The sequence below is a fragment of the Virgibacillus proomii genome (genome assembly GCF_900162615.1).
GTDB classification, from domain to species: domain Bacteria; phylum Bacillota; class Bacilli; order Bacillales; family Amphibacillaceae; genus Virgibacillus; species Virgibacillus proomii.
Genome location: NZ_FUFN01000010.1, coordinates 2,060,559 through 2,082,858, shown reverse-complemented (window position 1 = coordinate 2,082,858; position 22,300 = coordinate 2,060,559). Strand labels below are relative to the sequence as shown.

General features: G+C 35.0%; 20 protein-coding genes. 18 read left to right on the top strand and 2 right to left on the bottom strand.

What is annotated here, in order from left to right:
* Nucleotides 1-131: 131 nt before the first annotated feature.
* Complete coding sequence (locus tag BN1066_RS17110) at nt 132-380, bottom strand: ferredoxin (RefSeq protein WP_077320659.1); 249 nt, start codon at nt 378-380, stop codon at nt 132-134.
* A 367-nt stretch (nt 381-747) separates the two neighbouring features.
* On the opposite strand from BN1066_RS17110, the gene BN1066_RS17105 reads away from it, so the two are divergent.
* The 9 genes from BN1066_RS17105 (at nt 748) to prsW (ending at nt 11,876) form a co-directional block, all read left to right on the top strand.
* On the top strand, nt 748-1,830 hold the full coding sequence (locus BN1066_RS17105) for a YpbB family protein (protein ID WP_077320657.1): 1,083 nt from the start codon (nt 748-750) through the stop codon (nt 1,828-1,830).
* Between the two features lie 74 nt (nt 1,831-1,904).
* Nucleotides 1,905-3,452, top strand: a complete 1,548-nt coding sequence (locus BN1066_RS17100; protein WP_077320655.1) for a RecQ family ATP-dependent DNA helicase — start codon at nt 1,905-1,907, stop codon at nt 3,450-3,452.
* Nucleotides 3,439-4,023 (top strand): CPBP family intramembrane glutamic endopeptidase, encoded by a 585-nt coding sequence (locus BN1066_RS17095; RefSeq protein WP_077320653.1) that lies wholly within the window; start codon nt 3,439-3,441, stop codon nt 4,021-4,023. Before BN1066_RS17100 ends, BN1066_RS17095 begins: the two co-directional genes overlap by 14 nt.
* Nucleotides 4,020-4,337 carry a hypothetical protein gene (locus tag BN1066_RS17090; RefSeq protein ID WP_077320651.1) on the top strand — a complete coding sequence of 106 codons (318 nt, stop codon included), beginning with the start codon at nt 4,020-4,022 and terminating at the stop codon, nt 4,335-4,337. The genes BN1066_RS17095 and BN1066_RS17090 overlap by 4 nt, the downstream gene beginning before the upstream one ends.
* Before the next feature lie 462 nt (nt 4,338-4,799).
* Nucleotides 4,800-5,387 (top strand): genetic competence negative regulator, encoded by a 588-nt coding sequence (locus BN1066_RS17085; protein WP_077320649.1) that lies wholly within the window; start codon nt 4,800-4,802, stop codon nt 5,385-5,387.
* Nucleotides 5,388-6,132: 745 nt separating this feature from the next.
* Nucleotides 6,133-7,413 (top strand): Glu/Leu/Phe/Val family dehydrogenase, encoded by a 1,281-nt coding sequence (locus BN1066_RS17080; RefSeq protein WP_077320647.1) that lies wholly within the window; start codon nt 6,133-6,135, stop codon nt 7,411-7,413.
* A gap of 162 nt (nt 7,414-7,575) precedes the next feature.
* Nucleotides 7,576-8,538 (top strand): YpdA family putative bacillithiol disulfide reductase, encoded by a 963-nt coding sequence (locus tag BN1066_RS17075; protein ID WP_077320645.1) that lies wholly within the window; start codon nt 7,576-7,578, stop codon nt 8,536-8,538.
* Nucleotides 8,539-10,094: 1,556 nt separating this feature from the next.
* The gene (locus BN1066_RS17070) at nt 10,095-11,072 is read left to right on the top strand and encodes an asparaginase (protein ID WP_077320643.1); all 978 of its coding nucleotides are present in this window, start codon (nt 10,095-10,097) and stop codon (nt 11,070-11,072) included.
* Nucleotides 11,073-11,186: 114 nt separating this feature from the next.
* Nucleotides 11,187-11,876: a glutamic-type intramembrane protease PrsW gene (gene prsW, locus BN1066_RS17065; protein WP_077320641.1), complete on the top strand. Its 690-nt coding sequence runs from the start codon at nt 11,187-11,189 to the stop codon at nt 11,874-11,876.
* A gap of 586 nt (nt 11,877-12,462) precedes the next feature.
* On the opposite strand, the gene BN1066_RS20375 is transcribed toward prsW, so the two are convergent.
* Entirely contained in the window at nt 12,463-12,630 is a 168-nt protein-coding gene (locus BN1066_RS20375; protein ID WP_179104425.1) for a hypothetical protein, read from the bottom strand.
* A gap of 460 nt (nt 12,631-13,090) precedes the next feature.
* Between BN1066_RS20375 and sleB the strand changes: the two genes are divergently transcribed.
* The 9 genes from sleB to der all read left to right on the top strand — a co-directional run bounded on the left by sleB (nt 13,091) and on the right by der (nt 22,286).
* Nucleotides 13,091-13,837 carry a spore cortex-lytic enzyme gene (gene sleB, locus BN1066_RS17060; RefSeq protein WP_245799854.1) on the top strand — a complete coding sequence of 249 codons (747 nt, stop codon included), beginning with the start codon at nt 13,091-13,093 and terminating at the stop codon, nt 13,835-13,837.
* Nucleotides 13,838-13,852: 15 nt separating this feature from the next.
* Nucleotides 13,853-15,193 carry a germination protein YpeB gene (gene ypeB, locus BN1066_RS17055; RefSeq protein WP_077320637.1) on the top strand — a complete coding sequence of 447 codons (1,341 nt, stop codon included), beginning with the start codon at nt 13,853-13,855 and terminating at the stop codon, nt 15,191-15,193.
* Nucleotides 15,194-15,261: 68 nt separating this feature from the next.
* On the top strand, nt 15,262-15,912 hold the full coding sequence (locus BN1066_RS17050; protein ID WP_179104424.1) for a flagellar brake protein: 651 nt from the start codon (nt 15,262-15,264) through the stop codon (nt 15,910-15,912).
* A gap of 158 nt (nt 15,913-16,070) precedes the next feature.
* The gene (cmk, locus tag BN1066_RS17045; protein WP_077320633.1) at nt 16,071-16,745 is read left to right on the top strand and encodes a (d)CMP kinase; all 675 of its coding nucleotides are present in this window, start codon (nt 16,071-16,073) and stop codon (nt 16,743-16,745) included.
* A gap of 588 nt (nt 16,746-17,333) precedes the next feature.
* Nucleotides 17,334-17,915, top strand: coding sequence for a lysophospholipid acyltransferase family protein (locus BN1066_RS17040; protein ID WP_077320632.1), 582 nt, complete (start codon nt 17,334-17,336; stop codon nt 17,913-17,915).
* 165 nt (nt 17,916-18,080) lie between these two features.
* Nucleotides 18,081-19,217: a 30S ribosomal protein S1 gene (rpsA, locus tag BN1066_RS17035; RefSeq protein ID WP_077320631.1), complete on the top strand. Its 1,137-nt coding sequence runs from the start codon at nt 18,081-18,083 to the stop codon at nt 19,215-19,217.
* Between the two features lie 445 nt (nt 19,218-19,662).
* Nucleotides 19,663-20,556 (top strand): YIEGIA family protein, encoded by an 894-nt coding sequence (locus BN1066_RS17030; protein WP_077320630.1) that lies wholly within the window; start codon nt 19,663-19,665, stop codon nt 20,554-20,556.
* A 1-nt stretch (nt 20,557) separates the two neighbouring features.
* The gene (locus tag BN1066_RS17025) at nt 20,558-20,743 is read left to right on the top strand and encodes a capping complex subunit for YIEGIA (protein WP_077320629.1); all 186 of its coding nucleotides are present in this window, start codon (nt 20,558-20,560) and stop codon (nt 20,741-20,743) included.
* 232 nt (nt 20,744-20,975) lie between these two features.
* Nucleotides 20,976-22,286 carry a ribosome biogenesis GTPase Der gene (gene der, locus BN1066_RS17020; protein ID WP_077320628.1) on the top strand — a complete coding sequence of 437 codons (1,311 nt, stop codon included), beginning with the start codon at nt 20,976-20,978 and terminating at the stop codon, nt 22,284-22,286.
* The last annotated feature ends 14 nt before the right edge of the window (nt 22,287-22,300 follow it).

The window sequence follows — 22,300 nt, the reverse complement described above, 5'->3', positions numbered from 1 at the left end:
AATAACGGCTAAAAACTCAGGTATCACTTTAAAAAATATGGCATATTTATGCCAAAGACTCTCTTGCCCTTGAAAAATTATGTTATGTTGCTATCGTAGCATTTCTGTTCTAATTTGGATTGGTAAATAGATTATTCGTCATCTAATGATAACCCATGGAAAGGTTGTTTAGCGATTTTTACTGAATCTGTTGGACAACCATCATGTGCATCAAACATTGCTTCAATCAAGGGTTCACAAACGGGAGTTATTCCTTGATTGCGATCTTTTAAGGAATAGGCGAGACAATCATCGTCACAATCATAAAGCTCAGGTGCTGCCATTATGCAGGCGCCACAAGCGATGCATTTTTCTCTGTCAATTCTAGTATAATAAGTCATGTTGTTATCTCCTTTAGTGAAATTCCCTTCTAAGTTTATACTCCATATAATCATTTTTCAATGCTGCGGATAGTAGATAAGTGAATTATTTTTGAAGGATTGTTTTTCTTCTTGAAGCAGTGGATCAAAGGCTAAGTTTTCAACGTCTTTGGGATCCACGTCTTAAAAAAGAGAAAGCGTTTTTCTTGGTATAATACCATATTAAGCTTTCCTTGTCCTGTCGATCTGAACGAATCGAGCATTGGGGTTACGTTTCTCTCAAAATAGTTACAGAATAATATACAGATTTTTCAAACGAGACAAAATACGGCACATTAGATGTGTAAAAAATGCTATAATGTGTTTTATAGAATTGGAGGAGTGATCATTGATTTTAGAAGGAATTATACTGAGCTGTCTGTCTAAGTTGCAAACAGAAAGATCTATTTCCGCAGTTTATCATATAGTAACAGGGAAAAAGTCGATCCAAACCGTACAGGATATCCATTTATACCATTTGCAAGCATATTTTTCTGTATGCCAACATCTACCGAAGTCACAGTTTGATCAAATGATTACTGCTTTAACAGAGCAAGAAATGATCAAAGAAATCCATCATGATGAACAAGTATATATGTTAACAAAACATGGCAGTCTTTGGCTGCATAAAAATGAACCCGGCCTTTATTTAACATGGTTTCATGGATTACAATACAGCAGTATAGCCAGACTTTTTTCCGATCGATTACATCTAATCATTCAGACCGCTACAAATGCTAAAATGAGTTATTTTCAATTCATACCTGTTGTGGAAAATCCACAGGTAGAACATTGGGTAAAACAGCAGTATCAAAAAATCAAATCCTCCTTAGATCTATTTTTATCCAACTTATATCAAGAATTATTTAAATTATTATGTGATTTCCCAGATAAACTAGCAAAACTTTTTGTTGAACGTTTAACTAGCTTTAAGGATTACGGGAAGAGTATCTATCAATTGGCAGGCGATTATCAAATGTCTGCCATCGATGTACAGTTGATGCTTACGGCTATTATCCATCATATGATTCAACGAATAAAAGCAAATAGAGATCATTTCCCCATTTTAACCAAGGTAATTGAAGATATGGTAACTTCACAAATAACGGCATCTGCTCAGACTACCGATCAATTGCTGAAAGTGGGTTATTCTATTGAGGAAATCGCTGAAAAAAGGAGATTGAAAGTCAATACGATATATGATCATGTTGTAGAAATAGCACTATATGAAGAAGCTTTTCCGATTGATCGCTACGTCTCTGATGAAGATTATCATTTGGTAACCGAAGCTTTCAAAATAGTGCGTTCTTATAAATTGAAACTAATAAAAGAACTCGTGCCAAGCCATATATCGTATTTTCAAATCCGCTTAGTGTTGGCGGTGGAGCAAAAGTTAGAAGCGCTTAAGCTAGATGACGAAGCTATATTTTAAAAAAGTTATCCACCATGCAAAAACGGATGTAGTTTCCTAAACGTTAAAAAATACGGAGAAAGTGAGGGAATAGGTTGCAAGTTGAAACCACTTTTTTACAAGAGCAATTACAGCAAAATTTTGGCTACTCTTCTTTCCGTCGAGGACAAGCAGAGATAATTCGTGATATTTTAGCTGGAAAAAATGTTTTAGGAATTCTACCAACAGGATCTGGTAAATCGATTTGTTATCAACTGCCTGCAAAGCTACTAAACGGGACTACAATTGTTGTATCTCCGCTTATTTCTCTTATGATTGATCAAGTGAAACAGTTAAAAGCGAAGCAATTTAAACAGGTTACAGCGATTAACAGCTTTATGAATCGGGAGATGAGGAATAGTGTTTTACGTAAACTCCACACCTACAGACTAATTTATGTTTCACCAGAACTTCTGCAGCAACAATATGTACAAGGAAGATTAAGAAATTTAAAGGTAAGCTTGTTTGTTATTGATGAAGCACATTGTATATCTCAATGGGGACATGAATTTAGACCGGACTATTTGAAATTGCAGGAAGTAATTATGGCTTGTAAATCCCCCCCTGTTTTAGCGCTGAGTGCTACAGCTACACCAAAGGTACAAGAGGACATTATATATGCATTAGGAGGTAAGGAATTTGTTAAGCACATCTATCCAATGGATCGACCTAATATTGCTTTTAGTGTAGAACAAGTAGAAAACGAAGATGAAAAGCTAGTTATTATGAAACGGTTGTTTAGCCAATATCGGGTTCCCTCCTTAGTGTATTTTTCCAGCAGGCAAGCAGCAGAAGAAGTTGCACAGGAGTTAGCTTCTAGCTTAGATCTTCGCATCGCTGTATATCACGGGGGAATGGAGCAACAAGACCGTATTACGATACAGCAACAGTTTATGAATGATCAATTGGATATTATCTGTTGTACGAGTGCTTTTGGAATGGGGATTAATAAGTCTAATATTCATTTAGTTATTCATTATCATTTAACAACACAACTGGAAGCGTACATTCAAGAAATTGGCAGGGCTGGAAGAGATGGAGAAGCAAGTGTCAGCCTATTATTATATTCAAATAAAGACATTCAGCTACCAAAACATATCATTAGCCGAGAACTTCCTTCCAAGCAAGAATTAGTATTCGTATTTAACAAGTTAAAGGTATTAGATGATGCAGACAAACCTCTACCAATTAAGGAAGAAGAAGTTGTAAATTGCTTTGATATAAATGAAGTTCAATGGCGATTTATCAAGTATCATTTAGAAAATCATGGTATTATTAAACATAATAGCATACATTTTCAGCAGGAGACATGGGACCATGCTTTTAAGCAAATATATACATATATTGAAAAACGAACGATGATAAAACAAGCAAAATTAGCTGAAATCATTGATTGGATTTATCAGCAAGACTGCTTGCGTAAACATTTGTATAAGGGATTTCAATCTTCTTATCAACCCCCAGTATTTCAATGCTGCAGCAATTGTGGATTTTCCTGGAAAGATTGGCAACCACAACAAACAAGGCGCAAAGGGAATACTTATTCTTGGCAGGAGCAGCTTAAAAATAAACTATTAATCGGAGGAGCAAATGAAACAACGTGAACTGATATTGCGTATGGACAATCAAGAATTGCGAAAGCAACTTACTCTATCGCAAATTATTTTCATCTTAATAAGCCTCGTCCTTAGCTTTGCTCTATTTGAATCATTCACCGCTCAATGGTTGCAATTGTTTCAATGGCAGATAAAGGAAATCCTCTTTTATGGAGTACTACCTGGTTTGGTTATTGTTTCCATTGATTTAATCTTGACATATCTTCTGCCAGCAAAATATTATGATGACGGTGGAATTAATGAAAAAATATTTGCTGAACAGCCAATTTGGTTTATCCTTGTTTTTTCACTGTTAGTCGCTGTTTCTGAGGAGCTATTATTTCGTGGTGTGCTGCAAACGTCGTTTGGGTATTGGTTTGCCAGCCTGTTGTTTGCGTTGGTTCATTTTCGCTATTTAAAGAAACCTGTATTACTTATATCTGTACTTTTCGTTAGTTTTTATCTTGGTTATCTGTTTTATTTAACGGAAAACTTAGTTGTAACGATGGTTGCTCATTTTATTGTCGATTGTTTATTAGGATTTTTCATTCGATTTAAAAGAGAGGTGTGGACGAGGTGAATGAAGAAAAGCATAATCAAGACGACCAAGCAAAAGAGTTACGAAATATGGTAGTTGCAGATGATGATAAGCAAAACGAAAGCAGAGAATTAATGATTGATGAGGAAATTGAGAGGGATACAGACATTCTCAATTTACCACCACGAAGCGAAGTTCATAATAATAAGGGACAACCAACTCGAATAAAAATAAGTGTTCCCTTTCGTAGACTAGCATTTATCATTTTGGTTCTTTTAGCCATTTTAATCATGGCTTATCTCTTTCTTGGTGATGAGTTATTTGCCAGCTTTTCTGAGATTTTTTACGGTGTTTAATTTTGAAGATAGGACTTTGAAAATATATGTTATTTAAGAAATCTTCGTAAAACTGTATAAAAAATAAGATGCCCATGTTCAACAACAGCTTAATAAGCATAGGATGTATAAAGAGAATAATGGTGTTCTAAAATTATTAAACTAGTGAACAATAATTATACAGCTAAGGTTCTGTAAGACTCCTACTTCAATAGCTGTAGAGAATATGAAGAAGTATAAGTGGGAGATAATAAATGCCTGATTCATTCGGGTCGATAGGACAGAGAAGCTACGGCAGTAACGCATCGTGTTTTTTCAAGGACAGGGAAAGCTACAACGGCCACACCTCGTGCGATTTTTCAAGGATTCCTGAAATCTTAGACCTCGTTCTATCTCTTATCAGCAAAAGCCCTACCGAATGAAGTTTTTTCTTTATATATCATTATCGATGCTGCTTAAGCAGCAATTGGAGGAGGTTACAATATGCGATTTGAGAGAGTGTCTAATAATCAATTTACTATTTTTTTAACATTTGATGATTTAATTGAACGTGGATTTACAAAAGATGATTTATGGTATGACGGATCAAACGTTCGAAAGTTGTTTAGTGATATGATGTATGAAGCAAGTTCAGAATTAGGTTTTGATTTGGAAGGGGCACTCCTTGTTCAAGTCCATCTAATGCAAGCACAGGGCATGCATGTTATTGTAACGCAAAAATTTTCTGATGCAGTTTTTGATACTGATTTTGTAGAAATGAAAGTTACGTTAGATGAAAATAAAAAAATGTTATTTTCTTTTCATGATTTTGAAAATGTCATCGATGTCGCTTCCTATTTATCTGCCTTAACCGTTGAGGGGGGAAAGTTATATTATATGAACCATACGTATTATATGCTATTAAATGATCATGAATTAAATGGTGCAAACCGGGAGGATATCATTGCTATAATGTCTGAATTTGCTCAACCTAGCATTTTGACAACACATCGGCTACAGGAATACGGAAAAGAAATTTTTTCTGAAGGAGCTGTCAAGAAAATTATTCAATTATTTTATTCTAAACGCTAATTTCGGATCTCGTGACCATGGGCTTGCTTTATAGTTATTAACTTTACTTTTCATTAGTTTTTTATTGAAGTAGATAAATAGAAATAATCGAATAAGAACTTCCCTTAGAGAAAATATATTTCTAGTACTTTCTTATGACAATATGTAACTATCATGTAATAAAACTGTGTTAAACTTTATTGCGAGTTGCATTTCGTTTTTTATTTATCCAATAAATTAGAGAATGGACTAGAAGGTTTCTTTATAAAATGTTACGATATCTATTGGATAATTGCTGTTATGAAGGCAAATACGTAAGCATAATAAAGTCAAGTTACTAGCTGCTAAAGCAATGAAATTAATCTAACAAATTTTCGTTGTGAAAAATTAGAGTAATTTTATTGCATATTTACAGTGAAAGTGTATACTAATGTCTGAGTACAGCTATATTGTATGTTCAAATAAGGGGGATTAAAAAGGACGGAGAGGTTTTAATGGCGTAAGCTTTAATTAGCAAAACCGTTTAAGTGTTTCTTGCAGATGAAGTATTTAGAAGATTCCTGCTCTAAGAAGGCGCTTACAATCGGAAAAGGGGTAGTATTACAATGTCATCTACTTAACTCCTGAAATGATAGACTAAACAACCATAAAACAAATTCAGGAGCTGGAGAAAAAAGCCAATAAGGATTTCTTTGCGTCACTTTTACCAAACCTTTTGAACATCTTCTATTAACTATTATTTTGAGATATTCTAGGAGGTAAATTCATGGTAGCCGATAACGCAGCAGATTCTACCAAAGAAGTGAAAGAGAAAATGGATATTTTAAGTTCAACACGAGCTGTTGTAAAAACTGCATTGGAGAAATTGGGTTACCCTGAGGAGGTCTATGAATTATTCAAAGATCCGATTCGTATGATGACAGTTCGTATCCCTGTACGGATGGATGATGGTTCGATTAAAGTATTTACTGGATATCGTGCACAACACAATGATTCCGTTGGACCGACAAAAGGTGGAGTTCGATTTCATCCGGACGTGACAGAAGATGAAGTAAAAGCATTATCTATTTGGATGAGCTTAAAAGCCGGAATTGTTGATTTACCATATGGTGGTGGAAAGGGCGGTATCATTTGTGATCCTCGTGAAATGTCTTTCCGCGAGCTGGAAGGATTAAGCAGGGGGTATGTCCGGGCAATTAGCCAAATTGTCGGACCAACAAAAGATATCCCAGCACCAGATGTATTTACAAATTCACAAATCATGGCTTGGATGATGGATGAATATAGCCGTATTGATGAATTTAATAGTCCTGGCTTTATAACTGGTAAACCAATAGTTCTTGGCGGTTCACATGGTAGGGAATCTGCAACTGCGAAAGGTGTTACAATTTGTATCAATGAAGCTGCGAAAAAAAGAGGCATTGATGTTAAAGGCGCAAGTGTAATCATTCAAGGATTTGGAAACGCTGGTAGTTTTCTGTCTAAATTTTTGCATGATGCTGGTGCAAAAGTTGTAGGAATATCTGATGCTTATGGCGCTCTTTATGATTCGGAAGGCCTTGATATTGACTATTTGTTAGATCGTAGAGACAGCTTTGGAACCGTAACCAAATTGTTTAATAACACCATTACCAATAAAGAATTGCTTGAAAAGGAATGTGACATTTTAGTGCCTGCAGCTGTTGAGAACCAAATCACAGAAGAAAATGCTCACAATATTAAAGCCGGTATTGTTGTTGAAGCAGCCAATGGTCCTACAACAATGGAAGCCACAAAAATTTTGACAGAACGCGGAATTTTGTTAGTACCTGACGTACTAGCCTCAGCTGGTGGAGTAACCGTTTCTTATTTTGAATGGGTACAAAATAACCAAGGCTATTATTGGTCTGAAGAAGAAATTGATAAGAAGCTCCACGAGATTATGATTAAGGCATTTAATTCGATTTATAATACTGCGGAAACAAGACGAGTTGATATGCGTCTAGCTGCTTATATGATTGGTGTTCGGAAAATGGCAGAAGCTTCAAGATTTCGCGGTTGGGTATAAATAACAAATTAGATAAGCACGAATAGATGACGAAAAAACTCTTATCTTGTATAGTTAGATAAGAGTTTTTTCTATTAGAAGAAAGCTTTTATGTACAGATGTAAGATAAGAAAAAAATAGCGAATTTAGTCAGACTTATAGATAGAAAGAAGGGTTAAGTATATGCAACAAGAAAAAGTGATTGTCGTTGGCAGTGGGCCTTGCGGAATGTCTGCAGCTATTGAGTTACAAAAATTAGGGGTTCAACCATTAATTATTGAGAAAGGTAATATTGTAGATGCAATCTATCGTTATCCTACCCATCAGACCTTTTTTAGTTCCAGTGATAGGTTAGAAATTGGCGATGTTGCTTTTATTACTGAAAAACATAAGCCTGTGCGTAATCAAGCACTTGCATATTACCGAGCTGTCGCTGAACGTAAAGAATTACGTATTCATACGTTTGAAACAGTTATAACTGTTAATCGAGTGGAAGATCGTTTTCATGTAGTAACTACAAAACAGGAATATTTAGCAGATTATGTTGTCATAGCTACGGGATATTACGGTCAACCAAATATGTTAAATATACCTGGAGAAGAATTACCAAAGGTTTCGCATTATTTTAAAGAAGCACACCCATACTTTAAAAAGAATGTTGTTGTCATCGGCGGAAAAAATTCAGCAGTCGATGCGGCAATGGAATTGCATAAAGCAGGAGCTTATGTCACGGTATTATATCGTGGTGGTCAATATTCAGAAAGCATAAAGCCTTGGATTCTGCCAGAATTTGATTCACTTGTTCAAAAAGAAAAAGTAAATATGATTTTCCATGCTATGGTTTGTAAAATTACAGATAACGCTGTATTTTACAAAGTTGGTAATGAGGAAAAGGAGATTCGTAACGACTTTGTATTTGCCATGACTGGTTACCGACCGGATATTGGCTTTCTTACCTCCTGTGGGATCGAAGTAGATCCTAAAACAGGAGAGCCTTTTTATAATGAAGAAACGTATGAGACTAATATCGCAGGCCTATATATAGCTGGTGTTGTAGCAGCAGGTTTTAATAACAATAAAATTTTCATCGAAAATGGACGTTTTCACGGAGGGAAAATTGCTGATTCTGTTTCTAGTAAATTATAAACCCTAGGGCGAGAGGTTTGAGCTGATAACTTAATCCTTGCGGAATATCTTCCCGCAAGGATTAAGGATAAAGGGGAATGATAAACACAAACATGACATTGGCTTTATGATATATGAATTGTCATAAATTTTTTTAGAAAAGAATAAAGTATCAAAAGCCCTTTCATTTAATAGAAAGGTTGCTTCTAACTAAGTGCTTCATTTGTGATACGTATAATTTCTTGTCCGCCTGTTTAATCGGCTATTTCCGTAGCTTTTTCAGTTTGTAGCTTTAATTCAGATTTATTATAGCTATATAAAAACGTTAAGCAGACCAAGGTCGTTTATAGGTCTCAGGCAGCAAAGTGCTTTTTCTGCGTACGGTGTATTGCTGTCGAAGCATACTTGATAAATCGTGATGTTTATTCAAGAAGCTTTCTTTATCCTGTTGCAACACCAACACAAGTATGCCCTATCTAGTCGAAGTTCAAGGCGGCAGAGTTTCGAATAGCTGGAGTGTATGCAGTATATAGATACATAAGCACGAGCATTACTTCATTGAGACTCATTTCCGCGTAGGAAAAGTGTTTTTCTTTTCCAAGGAACGGAGAAACTAGCCAATAAAGAAAACTTGGCTAGCAGTAAGCGAAGAGCAAAAAGCCTTGTTGCACGTATATGTAGAACTTAAAAATTTTTAACTACGTTGAATGAACCAACCTAACATTTTATCCGTTCTAACGTGCGAAGAAATTTGATATGCCATTTTTAGCGTACTTTTTGAACAACCTCTATAATGAACAAAAGAATTCGATATTCTCTTGAACTGTTATATAAGGATAGAAATATAACTTCTGTAGAACAAGTCCGATGAATGTACCTATACCAATGATGAATGTTTTTCCATCTTCAAAAATAATCTTTCCTTCATCAATTCTAAAAGTCTTGTAACAGCGTGAATGATGGGGATTTTCCTGCCTGTTGAGACGGAGTAAATCGTAAATATCTCCAAGTTTTATCTGCAAATTCAGATTACTCACAGCAAACTGATCATCATATTATTTACCAAATTAAGAATGGTAAGTAAACTCATTTTCATTCCTCCTTTTCACCCTATCAAAAGTGCCATAACCACTTAAGAAAATCAGAAAAGAGCGGTACATAAAATATCCGATTCGTTGACAGATAAACTTCGATAGCCATAGTAATACATTATGTTTTTAAGCGCAAGAAAAATACTTCACTGCAACAACGGCATGCCAATTCCTTCAGACTTACGAATAGCTTCAATGAATGTTTTTAAATCCATGCATTTTTATTTAATAAATTCCACTACCAAAAAGTTGAATAAAGATGTTTTTCTTAAAGCAATTTGACATCATTTCACCCTAAGTATTTGTGTCTTAGTCATTTTGGTTATACTATACTTTTTTTGTTGGTCAATACTTGAGGAAGGACTTTCTTATTCCGTACAAACATTCCCTTTTAATTGACTGGATTCGACAAAACAAATATGCTAGAAAAGAGTACTTTTCATAAAAAGGTGATTAGTAAAAAATTAGATAAGTGGGTGTTGCCTTATGAAACGAAAAAAAGTGGTTTTAATTGCTACTGGTGGCACAATTGCAAGTAAAAAGAAGGAAGACACAGGGTTATTAGAATCTGGAGTTATTACAGGAGAAGAAATTGTTCAATACTGTGATATACCAGCAGACATAAATGTAGAAGTAGAGTCGATGTTACAAAAGGCAAGTATGCATCTAACCTTTGATGATCTATTAACATTGAAAGAGCGGATCGATCTTTATTTAAGAAAGGATGATGTATCTGGAGTAGTTGTTACTCAAGGAACAGATACATTAGAAGAGTCATCTTATTTTATTAATTTAATAACCAATCATAAAAAACCAATTGTTTTTACTGGATCACAGCGTTCACCTGGTGAAGTAGGAACAGATGCTTTTATAAATATAAAGCATGCTATTCTCGCAGCGTGTAGTGAGGATTTATATCATGTCGGTGTTGTAGTCGTTTTTAATGAACGTATTTTTCATTCTCGTTATGTAAAAAAGGAACATGCTTCCAATGTTCAAGGCTTTAATTCATTCGGCTTTGGTTATCTTGGAATTATTGATAATGAAGCAGTGTACATTTTCCAGAAACCTTTAGTCAATGAGTTTTATGAGTTGAAGTCATCATTACCTGAAGTTGATATTATTAAGTGTTATATGGGTGCTGATGATAAATATGTAAGAGCAGCTAGAGAAGCTAATGTTGATGGAATAGTTTTAGAAGGTGTCGGCAGAGGTCAAGTAACACCTGCAATGATGGGAGAAATAAAACAGTGCATTCAAGCTGGAATTATTGTAGTTATTACTACTTCTGCTGTGGAGGGGGAAGTTTATACGACTTATGATTATGAAGGAAGCGCGTTTGATTTAAAAAAAGCTGGAGTTATTCTTGGAAGAGATTATGATAGTAAAAAAGCCAGAATGAAGCTAATGGTGGGGTTAGCTAGTAACCATCCAAATATATCTGAAATATTTAATCCACTTTAGAACTTAATGTTGGTTACAAATGTGCAAAGCCAGTAAATGCTTATCTTCTGTCTGTTTTTAATTATATCGGTTAGATGAAACGATAATGGTATTAGGGAAAGAGGTTTGTAAGCTATGTTTACTATTTTATCAGCTGGAGTTGCACCGGCATTAGCCTTAATGTCATTTTTTTATTTAAAAGATCGTGTTACGGAACCACTAGCATTAATTATTCGTACCTTTATTTTAGGGATGTTGCTTGTTTTTCCTATTATGTTTATTCAGTATGTGTTGCAAACGGAAGGTGTTGTAACAAATCCGTTTGTTGAATCGTTTCTAGTTGTTGGCTTATTGGAAGAGTTTTTTAAATGGTTTATTTTTATGTATGCTATTTACCACCATTCTGAATTCGATGCACATTACGATGGTATTGTTTATGCAGTAGCTATTAGCCTTGGGTTTGCAACACTAGAGAATATTTTATACTTATTTACAAATGGTATTAAATATGCATTTATTCGGGCCTTTTTCCCTGTTTCCTCACATGCACTTTTCGGAGTTATTATGGGGTACTATTTTGGAAAAGCGAAAATATTTTCTGTTCATAAGCGTAGGACATTGTTTTTAGCCTTCCTCATGCCTTATTTATTACATGGAACCTATAACTATATTCTTACCCAACTTAAAGATAATTGGGTCATAATCTTAGCGCCATTCATGATTGGTTTGTGGCTCCTTTCTTTACATCGAATGAAAATTGCTAATACTATAATGTATCCAGCTTACTCTAACTATGAAAAACAAGAGGATGATCCAGCAATATAGCTATGTATCATATGTATAAAACAATGAAATTCTCTGTACAGTTTAGACAGGGAATTTTTTGTGAAGAAAAATCCAAATAGCAGTCGCTAATGTTTAAGATAAAAATTAATTAAAAACATCTCGTAAATCCTTATTCTACAATAAATAAAAGAACCCATAAAAAAGATTGGGCAAATCGGATTCGTTTCTTTTTGAATGAACATTTAGTATTATCGAAAAGACTTATTTAGAATTCTTTGATTGAACAGATAAAGGTATCTTTTTATAACTATCGCAACTTTATTCAATACTTCGTGTTTTTCTTACAAACATCGTGGTTTGCTTATAAATGTTTATGTCCATTTTGCTTAATTAAAGGCTATTATCTTTTAGTGAATAATTGCCTCTTATTTGGAACACTCGATATCGCTAAGAATTATAATGAAGGATTTAAAAACTATTTTAATTTACATTAACTTTTTCAAATGAAACATTAGATATCACAAAAGGGACTTCCTAATAAAGGAATAAAGGAAGACCCTTTTTTAATTTATATTATACTTTTCGTAATACGTCTCCAACAAAAAATATCCCTATTGGTGCCATGTTATTTACAATTACCATTCTGACTACTATCATCTGGACAATATCCACCTGAGGGTTTCCATCTACCGTCTTCACATACATGCCAACGATCACCAATACATTTTCTGTCACCTGAATTACAAGGTTGTTCAAGGATCTGTTCATTTGTTAATTTCGTTTGATGGTTCATGTTTTATCACCTCCTGATAATTATTATCTTCTTAAATTAGTTGTATATTAAGGGAATGAATGGAGATAGAACTGCCGTCAGTGGAAGTAAGGGATAAAAATGGTTCGTTTGAAATAGAATTACCAATTTTTCGAAAATAGTTGCCTTATGACTATATTTTAAATTTAGTCGCTCACTTCTGTTTTAATCTGTATCCAATTATCAACTGGAGTATTCACATGGATATTCCCTCCCCCCTTAACGTATTACAACTATTCTTTTACTTTCTATAACTTCATGATTCTGAAGTAAACAACCTAAGGTTAGCGTGTAAAACCTTATTTATTATAAATCAACCATGAATAAAAAAAGAATTATATCAAAAACTATCTAGACAATACTATGAATACCAGGAGGAAAATGTATGACCAATAAAAAACTGATGATTTCCTTATTTATAGTTAGTTTTTTATTCCTTGGAATGCAAAATGTGCAGCCGGATAAAACAGTTCATGCTTTTAGTTCCCAAGTTATTCAGCATGGAGCAGCAGGTGATGATGTTATAGAACTGCAGGCAAGATTACAATATTTAGGTTTTTATAATGGAAAAATTGACGGTGTCTTTGGCTGGGGAACGTATTGGGCATTACGTAATTTTCAGTATGAGTTTGGTCTGGAAATTGACGGATTAGCCGGACCTACAACAAAGCAAAAGTTAGTTAAAGCTAGTAAATATGATGAAGCCTATGTAAAAGAACAAATTAATAAAGGAAGAAAATTCACCCATTATGGTGGTGGAAAAAAACAGTCTGGAGGTGGTGGGCAAGCAAATAAGCAAGATAATACTACCGCTGTTAACGTACCACCGGGTTATTCGCAAAACGATATTCGGTTAATGGCTAATGCGGTTCATGGAGAGGCAAGAGGAGAACCTTATGTTGGTCAAGTAGCTGTAGCTGCAGTAATTTTAAATCGCGTGGAGAGTCCAACATTTCCCAATACGGTGTCTGGTGTTATTTTTGAACCGAGAGCCTTTACTGCTGTTGCTGATGGACAGATTTGGTTAACTCCAGACGAAACGGCAAGAGAAGCTGTATTGGATGCGATAAATGGTTGGGATCCTTCAGGAAACGCTATTTATTATTTTAATCCAAATACCGCGACATCGTCTTGGATTTGGTCAAGACCACAAATTAAAAAAATTGGTAAACATATTTTTTGTAAATAGGTAGGTGATATAAAAATGTTTCGTTGGATACTTATTGTTGTATTATCCCTAGGAATTATTGGAACAGGGGTCTGGGGTTACCAAGAACATCAGGAAAAAAATGCCGTGCTCATTCAGGCGGAAAATACGTATCAACGAGCTTTCCATGAGTTAACATACCGAATTGATGTGTTAAATGATAAAATTGGTTCGGCATTAGCAATGAATTCAAAGCAACGCATATCTCCTCAGCTTGTTGAGATATGGCGGGTTACTTCAGAAGCCTTATCAGATGTGGGACAATTGCCTTTAGGATTATTACCATTTAATAAAACCGAGGAGTTCCTAGCTAATATCGGTGAGTTCACATACCGTACTGCAGTACGAGATCTTGAAAAAGAACCGTTATCGGATAAAGAAACGAAGACGTTAGAAAATTTGTATAAACAGTCTGGAGAAATTAAAGATGAATTACGGAAAGTTCAACATACCGCTTTAGAAAATGATTTACGTTGGATGGATGTACAGCTTGCGTTAGCAAATGAAGGTGAGCAAATCGATAATACAATTATAGATGGATTTAAAACAGTGGAGAAAAAAGCAGAAGGTTTTGCAGAAGGAATTGGCCAAGCATCTATCTCTAACCAAACCGTTAGGGAACACCATTTTAAAAATTTAAAAGGCAAACCTTTAAAAGAGGATGAAGCACTAGCTAAAGCAAAAAAAATTCTTTCGATAGATAACAAAGAAAAGATACGAATTACAAAAAGCGGAAAAGGTGCTGATGTTCCCGTATATAGTATTTCCTACCGGAATAATAAGAAAAGTGCTTATATGGATCTATCACAAAAAGGTGGACACCCAATGACCTTCCTCATTGATCGACCTGTTAATACAAAGAAGATTAGCTTAAATAGTGGGATGAAAAAAGCAGAAGTATTTTTGAAAAAAAATGATTTTAATAATATGATTGTTTTTCAAAGTGCACAATATAATAATATTGGGGCTTATTCATTCCTATATAGTAAAGATGGTGTTCGTTACTATTCAGATGCAGTTGAAGTAAAAGTAGCCCTAGATAATGGTGAAATTCTCGGTTTAACGGCGATTGATTATTTTATGAACCACAATGAAAGAGAAAAGCCTAAACCGAAAATTAGTAATGAGGAAGCTAAAGAAAAGGTAAACCCGAATGTAGATATTCAGGAAGAATACCTAGCTGTGATTGATAACGATTTAGGCGAAGAAGTACTAACATATGAATTTCTTGGAACAATGGGAAATGAGACCTATCGAATCTTTATTAACGCTGAAGATGGTCGAGAAGAAAATGTAGAAAAACTAACCGGATCGGAAATAAATTATGCTAGAGGATGACGTTATGTCTTCCTCTTTTTTTTAATATCTGTAATAATAGGTATAAAGGTCTATGGAGGTGAATGGGTATGAAAATAGGAACGGTACTCCAGTTGCTGATTACCCAAGCCAATAAACAAAATAAAAAGTATCGGTGTAAAATTATCGATAAAAATGACAAGTATTTATTCATTGATTATCCTGTCGATGTAAAAACGAAAAAAACTGCTTTTTTTAATAAAGGCACCGTATTTGATGTGTTTTTTATAGGTGAGGATGAGGTCGTTTATCACTTTCGTTCCAGATTAGCCGCTAAAGTTAAATTAAATATAAAAGCTTTAGCAATGACATTACCAGAAGAATTAAAGCGCGTACAACGGCGAAATTTCGTTCGGGTAGATGCAGCAGTCGATATAGCTGTCCATTCTCCAGATCAGCTTTTTCCGCCGTTTACGACAGTTACAAATGATATAAGTGGCGGAGGGGTATCCATTTTATTACCGAAGCATAAAAAATTAAAAGGAAAATTAGTTGAGTTATGGATGGTATTGCCATTAGCAGGTGGGCAGTACGTTTATCCCCATACAAAAGCGGAATTAGTCTTTGACAAGGAGGGAGAAAACGGAATTACGATCGCTGCATTTAAATATGTGAATATAGATCAAAAGATGCAGCAGTCTATTATCCGTTATTGCTTTGAAAAGCAAAGAGAAGCAAGAAGAAAGCAATTATTAGATTAATCTTAGGTAAAAAGGGAAAACCTAGCTATAGGAATAGACCATCATTTAATGAATATGTTATTATTTAATACAGGGCTTATTTTTATAAAACTTGGCACGGTCAAGTTTTTTCAGCTAATTTTTATGCAAGAAATGTATGAGAGGAATGGATACCATTCATGGAAAATAAAACAATAACGGTTGCAATTGATGGTCCTGCTGCAGCAGGAAAAAGTACAGTAGCAAAAATCGTAGCAGAAAAGCTCTCTTGTATTTATATAGATACTGGAGCGATGTATCGAGCTATTACTTGGAAAGCGCTCAAAAATGATGTTAATGTAAATGAAGAAGCTGCTCTTGTAAAATTACTTGAAACAACCATAATGGAGTTGAAGCAAGGCAGAGATGGTCAGCTTGTATTTATTGATGGGCAAGATGTCACAACAGCCATTCGCTCAAACGAGGTAACGAATGCTGTGTCTTATGTTGCGAAGCATCCATTAATTAGAAAAGAAATGGTAAGACGACAACAGTTGTTAGCAGAAGAAAAAGATGTCGTCATGGATGGACGTGATATTGGGACACATGTATTACCAGATGCAGAGGTTAAAATCTTTTTAGTCGCATCTGTCGAAGAACGAGCAAAACGAAGATATGAAGAAAATAAGAGAAAAGGAATACATACAGATTTCAATGAATTGAAAAAAGAAATCGAACAAAGAGATGAACTTGATTCCAAACGGGAGATCTCCCCTTTAATAAAGGCTGAAGATGCTGTAAAAATTGATACGACATCTTTAACAATTGAGGAAGTAGCTGAACGAATTCTTGAAGAGGTTCGTAAATTACATTAATTCAAAATAATGAGCAAGGGTTCCTAATCGTGCATTTATCAGGCGTGCTCAAAAGTGTGTCAAACATGACGACAAATTTTCTGTATACCATTAGAAAGAAATGGATAAAATTTTAGCATTGTAGTTAAGTCGACGTAGTGAAATTTTTATTGGCTATCCGTTTGTACATAGCGGATAACTTTTTAAAACGTATCTTCGTCTAGCTTAAGAGCTCGTGTTGCTAGCATACTTCGATCTTAGCCAACTTTGGTCATTGTAACTCCTTTTTAAATACAAATTTATAAGTATAAATGAAAAAGAAAAGTTATAAATAAGTATATTTGGTTATAATTCTAGTTTAACCCTTACCATGCTACGAGGTGGATTCTAGAGGGTAAGTGAAGGAATCAATTACAAATCAAATGCCTGATTCTGTTCAGAGACTTTTAGGTTATACCCTTGCGGTACTAACAATCAGTGGGCAATAAAAGCCCTCCACTGATTAAAGATTCACTTTATATAGAAAAATTATTAGATGGAACTAATTTCTATTGATTAAATAAGCTCATTCCTTTATTAAAATAAATAAGCTGGTTAGAGGGAAAGATGATGAATTTATATAAAATAGCTAAATTGGTAGTTTCCGTTATTTTTTTCCCATTATTTCGCATTCGAGTAATTGGAAAAGAAAATATTCCCAAAACGGGACCTGTTATTATTTGTTCGAATCATATTTCTAATTTAGATCCACCAACAGTTGGAATAACTTCACCAAGAAGTATTTATTTTATGGCAAAACAAGAATTGTTTGAAAAACTTTTACTCGGTAAATTATTAACAGCTATTCAAGCTTTCCCGGTAAAACGGGGAATAGGCGATCGAAATGCTTTAAGAAAAGGGATGGCGATTCTAAAAGAAGGTCACACGCTAGGTTTATTTCCTGAAGGTACCAGAAGTAAAACTGGAAAACTCAGAAAACCGCTAGCTGGAGCAGGATTCTTTGCCCTTCGATCAGAGGCAACAATCGTTCCCTGTGCGATCATTGGAACATATCAACCATTTAAAAAGTTAAAGGTCGTCTATGGACAGCCAATTTCAATGAAAGAACTTAAGGAACGAAAAGCATCTGCGCAAGAAGCGGCGGAAGTGATCATGTCAGAGATTCAAAAATTAATGGATGCAAATAAATAAAACTACATTACTTGACAAATAATTATAATTATTAGAAGTTATAAAAAAGGGATATTTTTAAAAGCAATTATTTATCGTTATTATTTGTTAATTAAAAGAAAGCTTAAGTAGCTTATTACATAAAGTTATTTGGGGTTTCGATATGATTTTAGGAGGGCTATGGATATGAGTGAAGAAACAAACAAAGAACAAATCGATTTAAATGTAGGTGACATTGTAACTGGAACTGTAGTAAGAGTAGAGGAAAAGCAAGCTTTAGTTGATATTGGTTACAAAGCGGAAGGAATTTTGCCGATTGGTGAAATTTCCAACCTTCATATTGATACTGTAAGTGATGCAGTGAATGAAGGAGATACATTGACTTTAAAAGTAAAAAAAGTAGAAGATGAAGATATTATCCTTTCCAAAAAAGCAGTAGATGCTGATAAAGCATGGAAGGATTTACAAGAGAAATATGAGAATGGTGAAGTATTTGAAACTCAAGTTAAAGAGGTTGTTAACGGTGGATTGGTTGTTGATGTTGGTGTAAGAGGGTTTATTCCAGCTTCATTAGTAGAAACATATTATGTAGAGGATTTTAGTGACTATAAAGATAAAACACTAACTGTTAAAGTTGTAGACCTCGTACCTGAGCAGAATCGCGTCATTTTATCACACCGTGCCGTTCAAGAGGAAAAGCTACAGGAAAAGAAAAAATCATTGCTTCAGTCTTTGGAAGCTGGACAGGTCATTGAAGGAACTGTACAACGACTTACTGATTTTGGTGTATTTGTTGATATTGGTGGAGTGGATGGATTAGTACACATTTCACAATTGGCGCATGAGCATGTGGAGCACCCTTCAGATGTAGTAAAAGAAGGGGATACAATTAAAGTAGAAGTGTTATCTGTTGATCCAGATAGTGAGCGGATTTCTTTATCGAGAAAGAAAGTTTTACCGGGGCCTTGGGCTGGTATTGAAGAGCGAATTTCTCGTGGAGATGTGCTTAACGGTACTGTGAAACGCCTTGTTAATTTTGGCGCATTTGTTGAAATAGAGCCAGGTGTTGAAGGTCTTGTACACATTTCCCAAATTGCAACACGTCATATTGGTACTCCCCAGGAAGTGCTTGAGGCAGGTCAAGAAGTAAAGGTAAAGGTACTTGATGTGAATGAAAAAGATGAACGGATTTCATTAAGCATTCGAGAGCTGGAGCAGGAAAAAGAAGCAGATGAGTATAAACGATATGAAAAAGATGATGAGCAATCTGGTTTTCATATCAGTGATATTATCGGGGACAAATTGAATAAATACAAACAATAACTATGAGCGAATGTCCTTGAAAAAGAGGCGATGTCTGGCTATCCATGTTTTCCTTGTTCTGTTTACAACACTGTTACTAACACGTCCTTTCAAAGACGCTTTTCCTATTCGGAAAAGCGTCTTTTTTGTATACAAATGAAAAGAAACAGCAATACTGCTAATATACGAATAATAAGGATCGCCTAACATTTGAGAGGGAATTATACAAGGGTATTATTTGCTTATCCCGCATGTAAGGTGCCGTAAGACTCCCACTTTAGACTTGAGTTCTAAGTGGGAGAAAACGGCGCCTAAATGCTCGATTCGTTCAAGGGCCTTTAGGTCATACCCTTGTGGTACTAATATTCAGTAGGAGATGAAAGAAAACTCCTACTGAATGAAGTTTCACTTTATATTAATTCCAAATCGAGCAATTAATTTAGTACACAACTATGGAGGTAACAGAATGAATGAATATTCGATGCCAATTTTATTTGGGGTAATTATTGGAACGTTAGCACGTATTCTAATGCTTCGTACCGATTATCGACAATATCCTACATATTTACATGGAAAAGTGATTCATATATCACTGGGATTTATCGCAGCTGCCTTAGGTGCGGTAGCTATTCCAGCAATTATGGAATTAGAATTTACCGCAGTAACCTTTTTAACTGTTGCTGCAACGCAATTTAGAGAAGTGAGAAATATGGAGAGAAATACATTGACAGAAGTAGATGGTTTTGAGTTAGTACCAAGAGGAAAAACGTATATAGAAGGAATTGCCATATCGTTTGAAAGTAGAAATTACTTAGTTATTTTTACGTCATTTTTCTCTACACTTACATTTATTGTTTTTGGCGTGTATATTGCATTATTAGTAGCAACCAGTTGCCTAGCTATTTCGATGGCATTAATGAGCGGGAAGCGAATCAAAGATATTGTGGAAATTGAACATCATTCACTCCATTTTAAAGGTGCAGGATTGTATGTTGATAATATTTACATTATGAACATTGGTCTTCCGGAACGACAAGATGAAATTCTAAGATATGGAATGGGATTTGTTTTAAAACCCAAGAATATAAATATCGTAACAACTATTGCAAATCTGGGACAACGTCAAGCGATTTTGCATGATGTATCGGTAACATTAGGTGTATTTAGAGATTCGGGAACACCTGCTCTTACACCATTGATAAAACGAGATTTAGACGATGGGCGTATCGGTATTTTTATGTTGCCGCAAATTCGAGATATTAACAAAGCGAAAAAGGTAATAGGAGAAGTCCCCGTACTTGAGAATGCTATTCGCATGCCTTCAGAGTCTGCTTTTAACTATAGAAAGGGGAATCAGTAAAATGGAAATCGAAAAAGCGATTCTCGCTGTTGTCACGACAAACCCCTCTGCTATCGAAGGGGGAGCTCCTACCTTTATTTGTGAAAGCAGAAAAGAAGCAGAGGATATAGCTGCAAATTTAGAAGCGATTATGGATGGGATAGCACATCAACTTAGTGAGGATCTATTCATCATTGTAAAACATTAAGTTCTTCTCGTAAGTTTTAATTGTTTATACGTCCCTCTTTTGCTATGATAGAGGTTGTCCAATGGTTTGGCAAAAAGAGATAATCTCCTTTTTGAAGGTCTATCAACACTAATAATGGTTGTGAGATTTCCAAAAGGGTCCATATTTTGCTAACACGATTTGCAAGATATAAACCAATAGTACTTTATGTGCTATAGATTAATTTTGAGAAAGAGAAAGGATGTTCCCTTTCATGAGAAAAGCAACTGTAGCAATTGTAGGAAGACCAAATGTAGGAAAATCAACTATTTTTAATAGATTAGTTGGTGAAAGAATATCTATTGTAGAAGATGTTCCCGGAGTAACAAGGGATCGAATCTATGCGCAGGCAGAGTGGTTGACAACGACGTTTAATCTGATTGATACAGGCGGAATTGAAATGAGTGATGAACCATTATTAACAAAAATTCGTCACCAAGCAGAAATAGCGATTGAAGAAGCAGATGTTATTATCTTTCTCGTTAACGGGAAGGAAGGTATTACAGCTGCTGACGAAGAAGTTGCAAAACTATTATACAAATCTAATAAGCCGGTAGTTCTTGGTGTAAATAAAATTGATAATCCAGAAATGCGTGAAACGATTTATGAATATTATTCACTTGGCTTTGGAGAACCATTTCCGATTTCAGGGGCACATGGATTAGGGTTAGGCGATTTATTAGATGAAGTAGTTCGTCATTTTCCAAAACATGAAACGACTGAGCAGGACGAAGATACGATATACTTCAGCGTTATTGGCAGACCGAATGTAGGAAAGTCTTCATTAGTAAATGCATTGCTTAATGAAGAGCGGGTAATCGTTAGTGATATGGAAGGAACGACAAGAGATGCAATTGATACAAAATTACATGCCTATGACCAGGATTTTGTCATCATTGATACAGCCGGAATGCGTAAGCGCGGAAAGGTATATGAATCAACCGAAAAATATAGTGTGTTACGTGCGCTAAAAGCGATTGAACGATCTGATGTCGTCTTGGTGTTATTAGACGCAGAAACAGGTATAAGAGAGCAGGATAAGCGAATAGCAGGTTATGCACACGAAGCAGGAAGAGCTGTTGTGATTGTTGTTAATAAATGGGATACGGTGACAAAAACAGATAAAACCATGCAGGAATTTGAAACAAATATACGTGCTCATTTCCAATATTTGGATTATGCCCCAATCGTCTTTTTATCCGCCAAAACAAAAAAACGATTGCATACGTTAATTCCTGCTATTCAATTAGCCAGTGAAAACCATTCAAAGCGTGTACCTACGAATGTTTTAAATGATGTTATTATGGATGCAATCGCTTTGAATCCATCGCCAACAATTAAAGGAAGAAAATTAAAAGTACTGTATTGCACACAAGTTGGAGTGAAGCCTCCACGCTTTGTTGTTTTCGTAAATGATCCAGAGTTGATGCATTTTTCATATAAACGCTTTTTGGAAAATAAAATTAGAGAAGCATTCGGATTTGTAGGAACACCGATAAAAATTGTTCCAAGAATGAGACAATAATAAGGAGGAGCTGT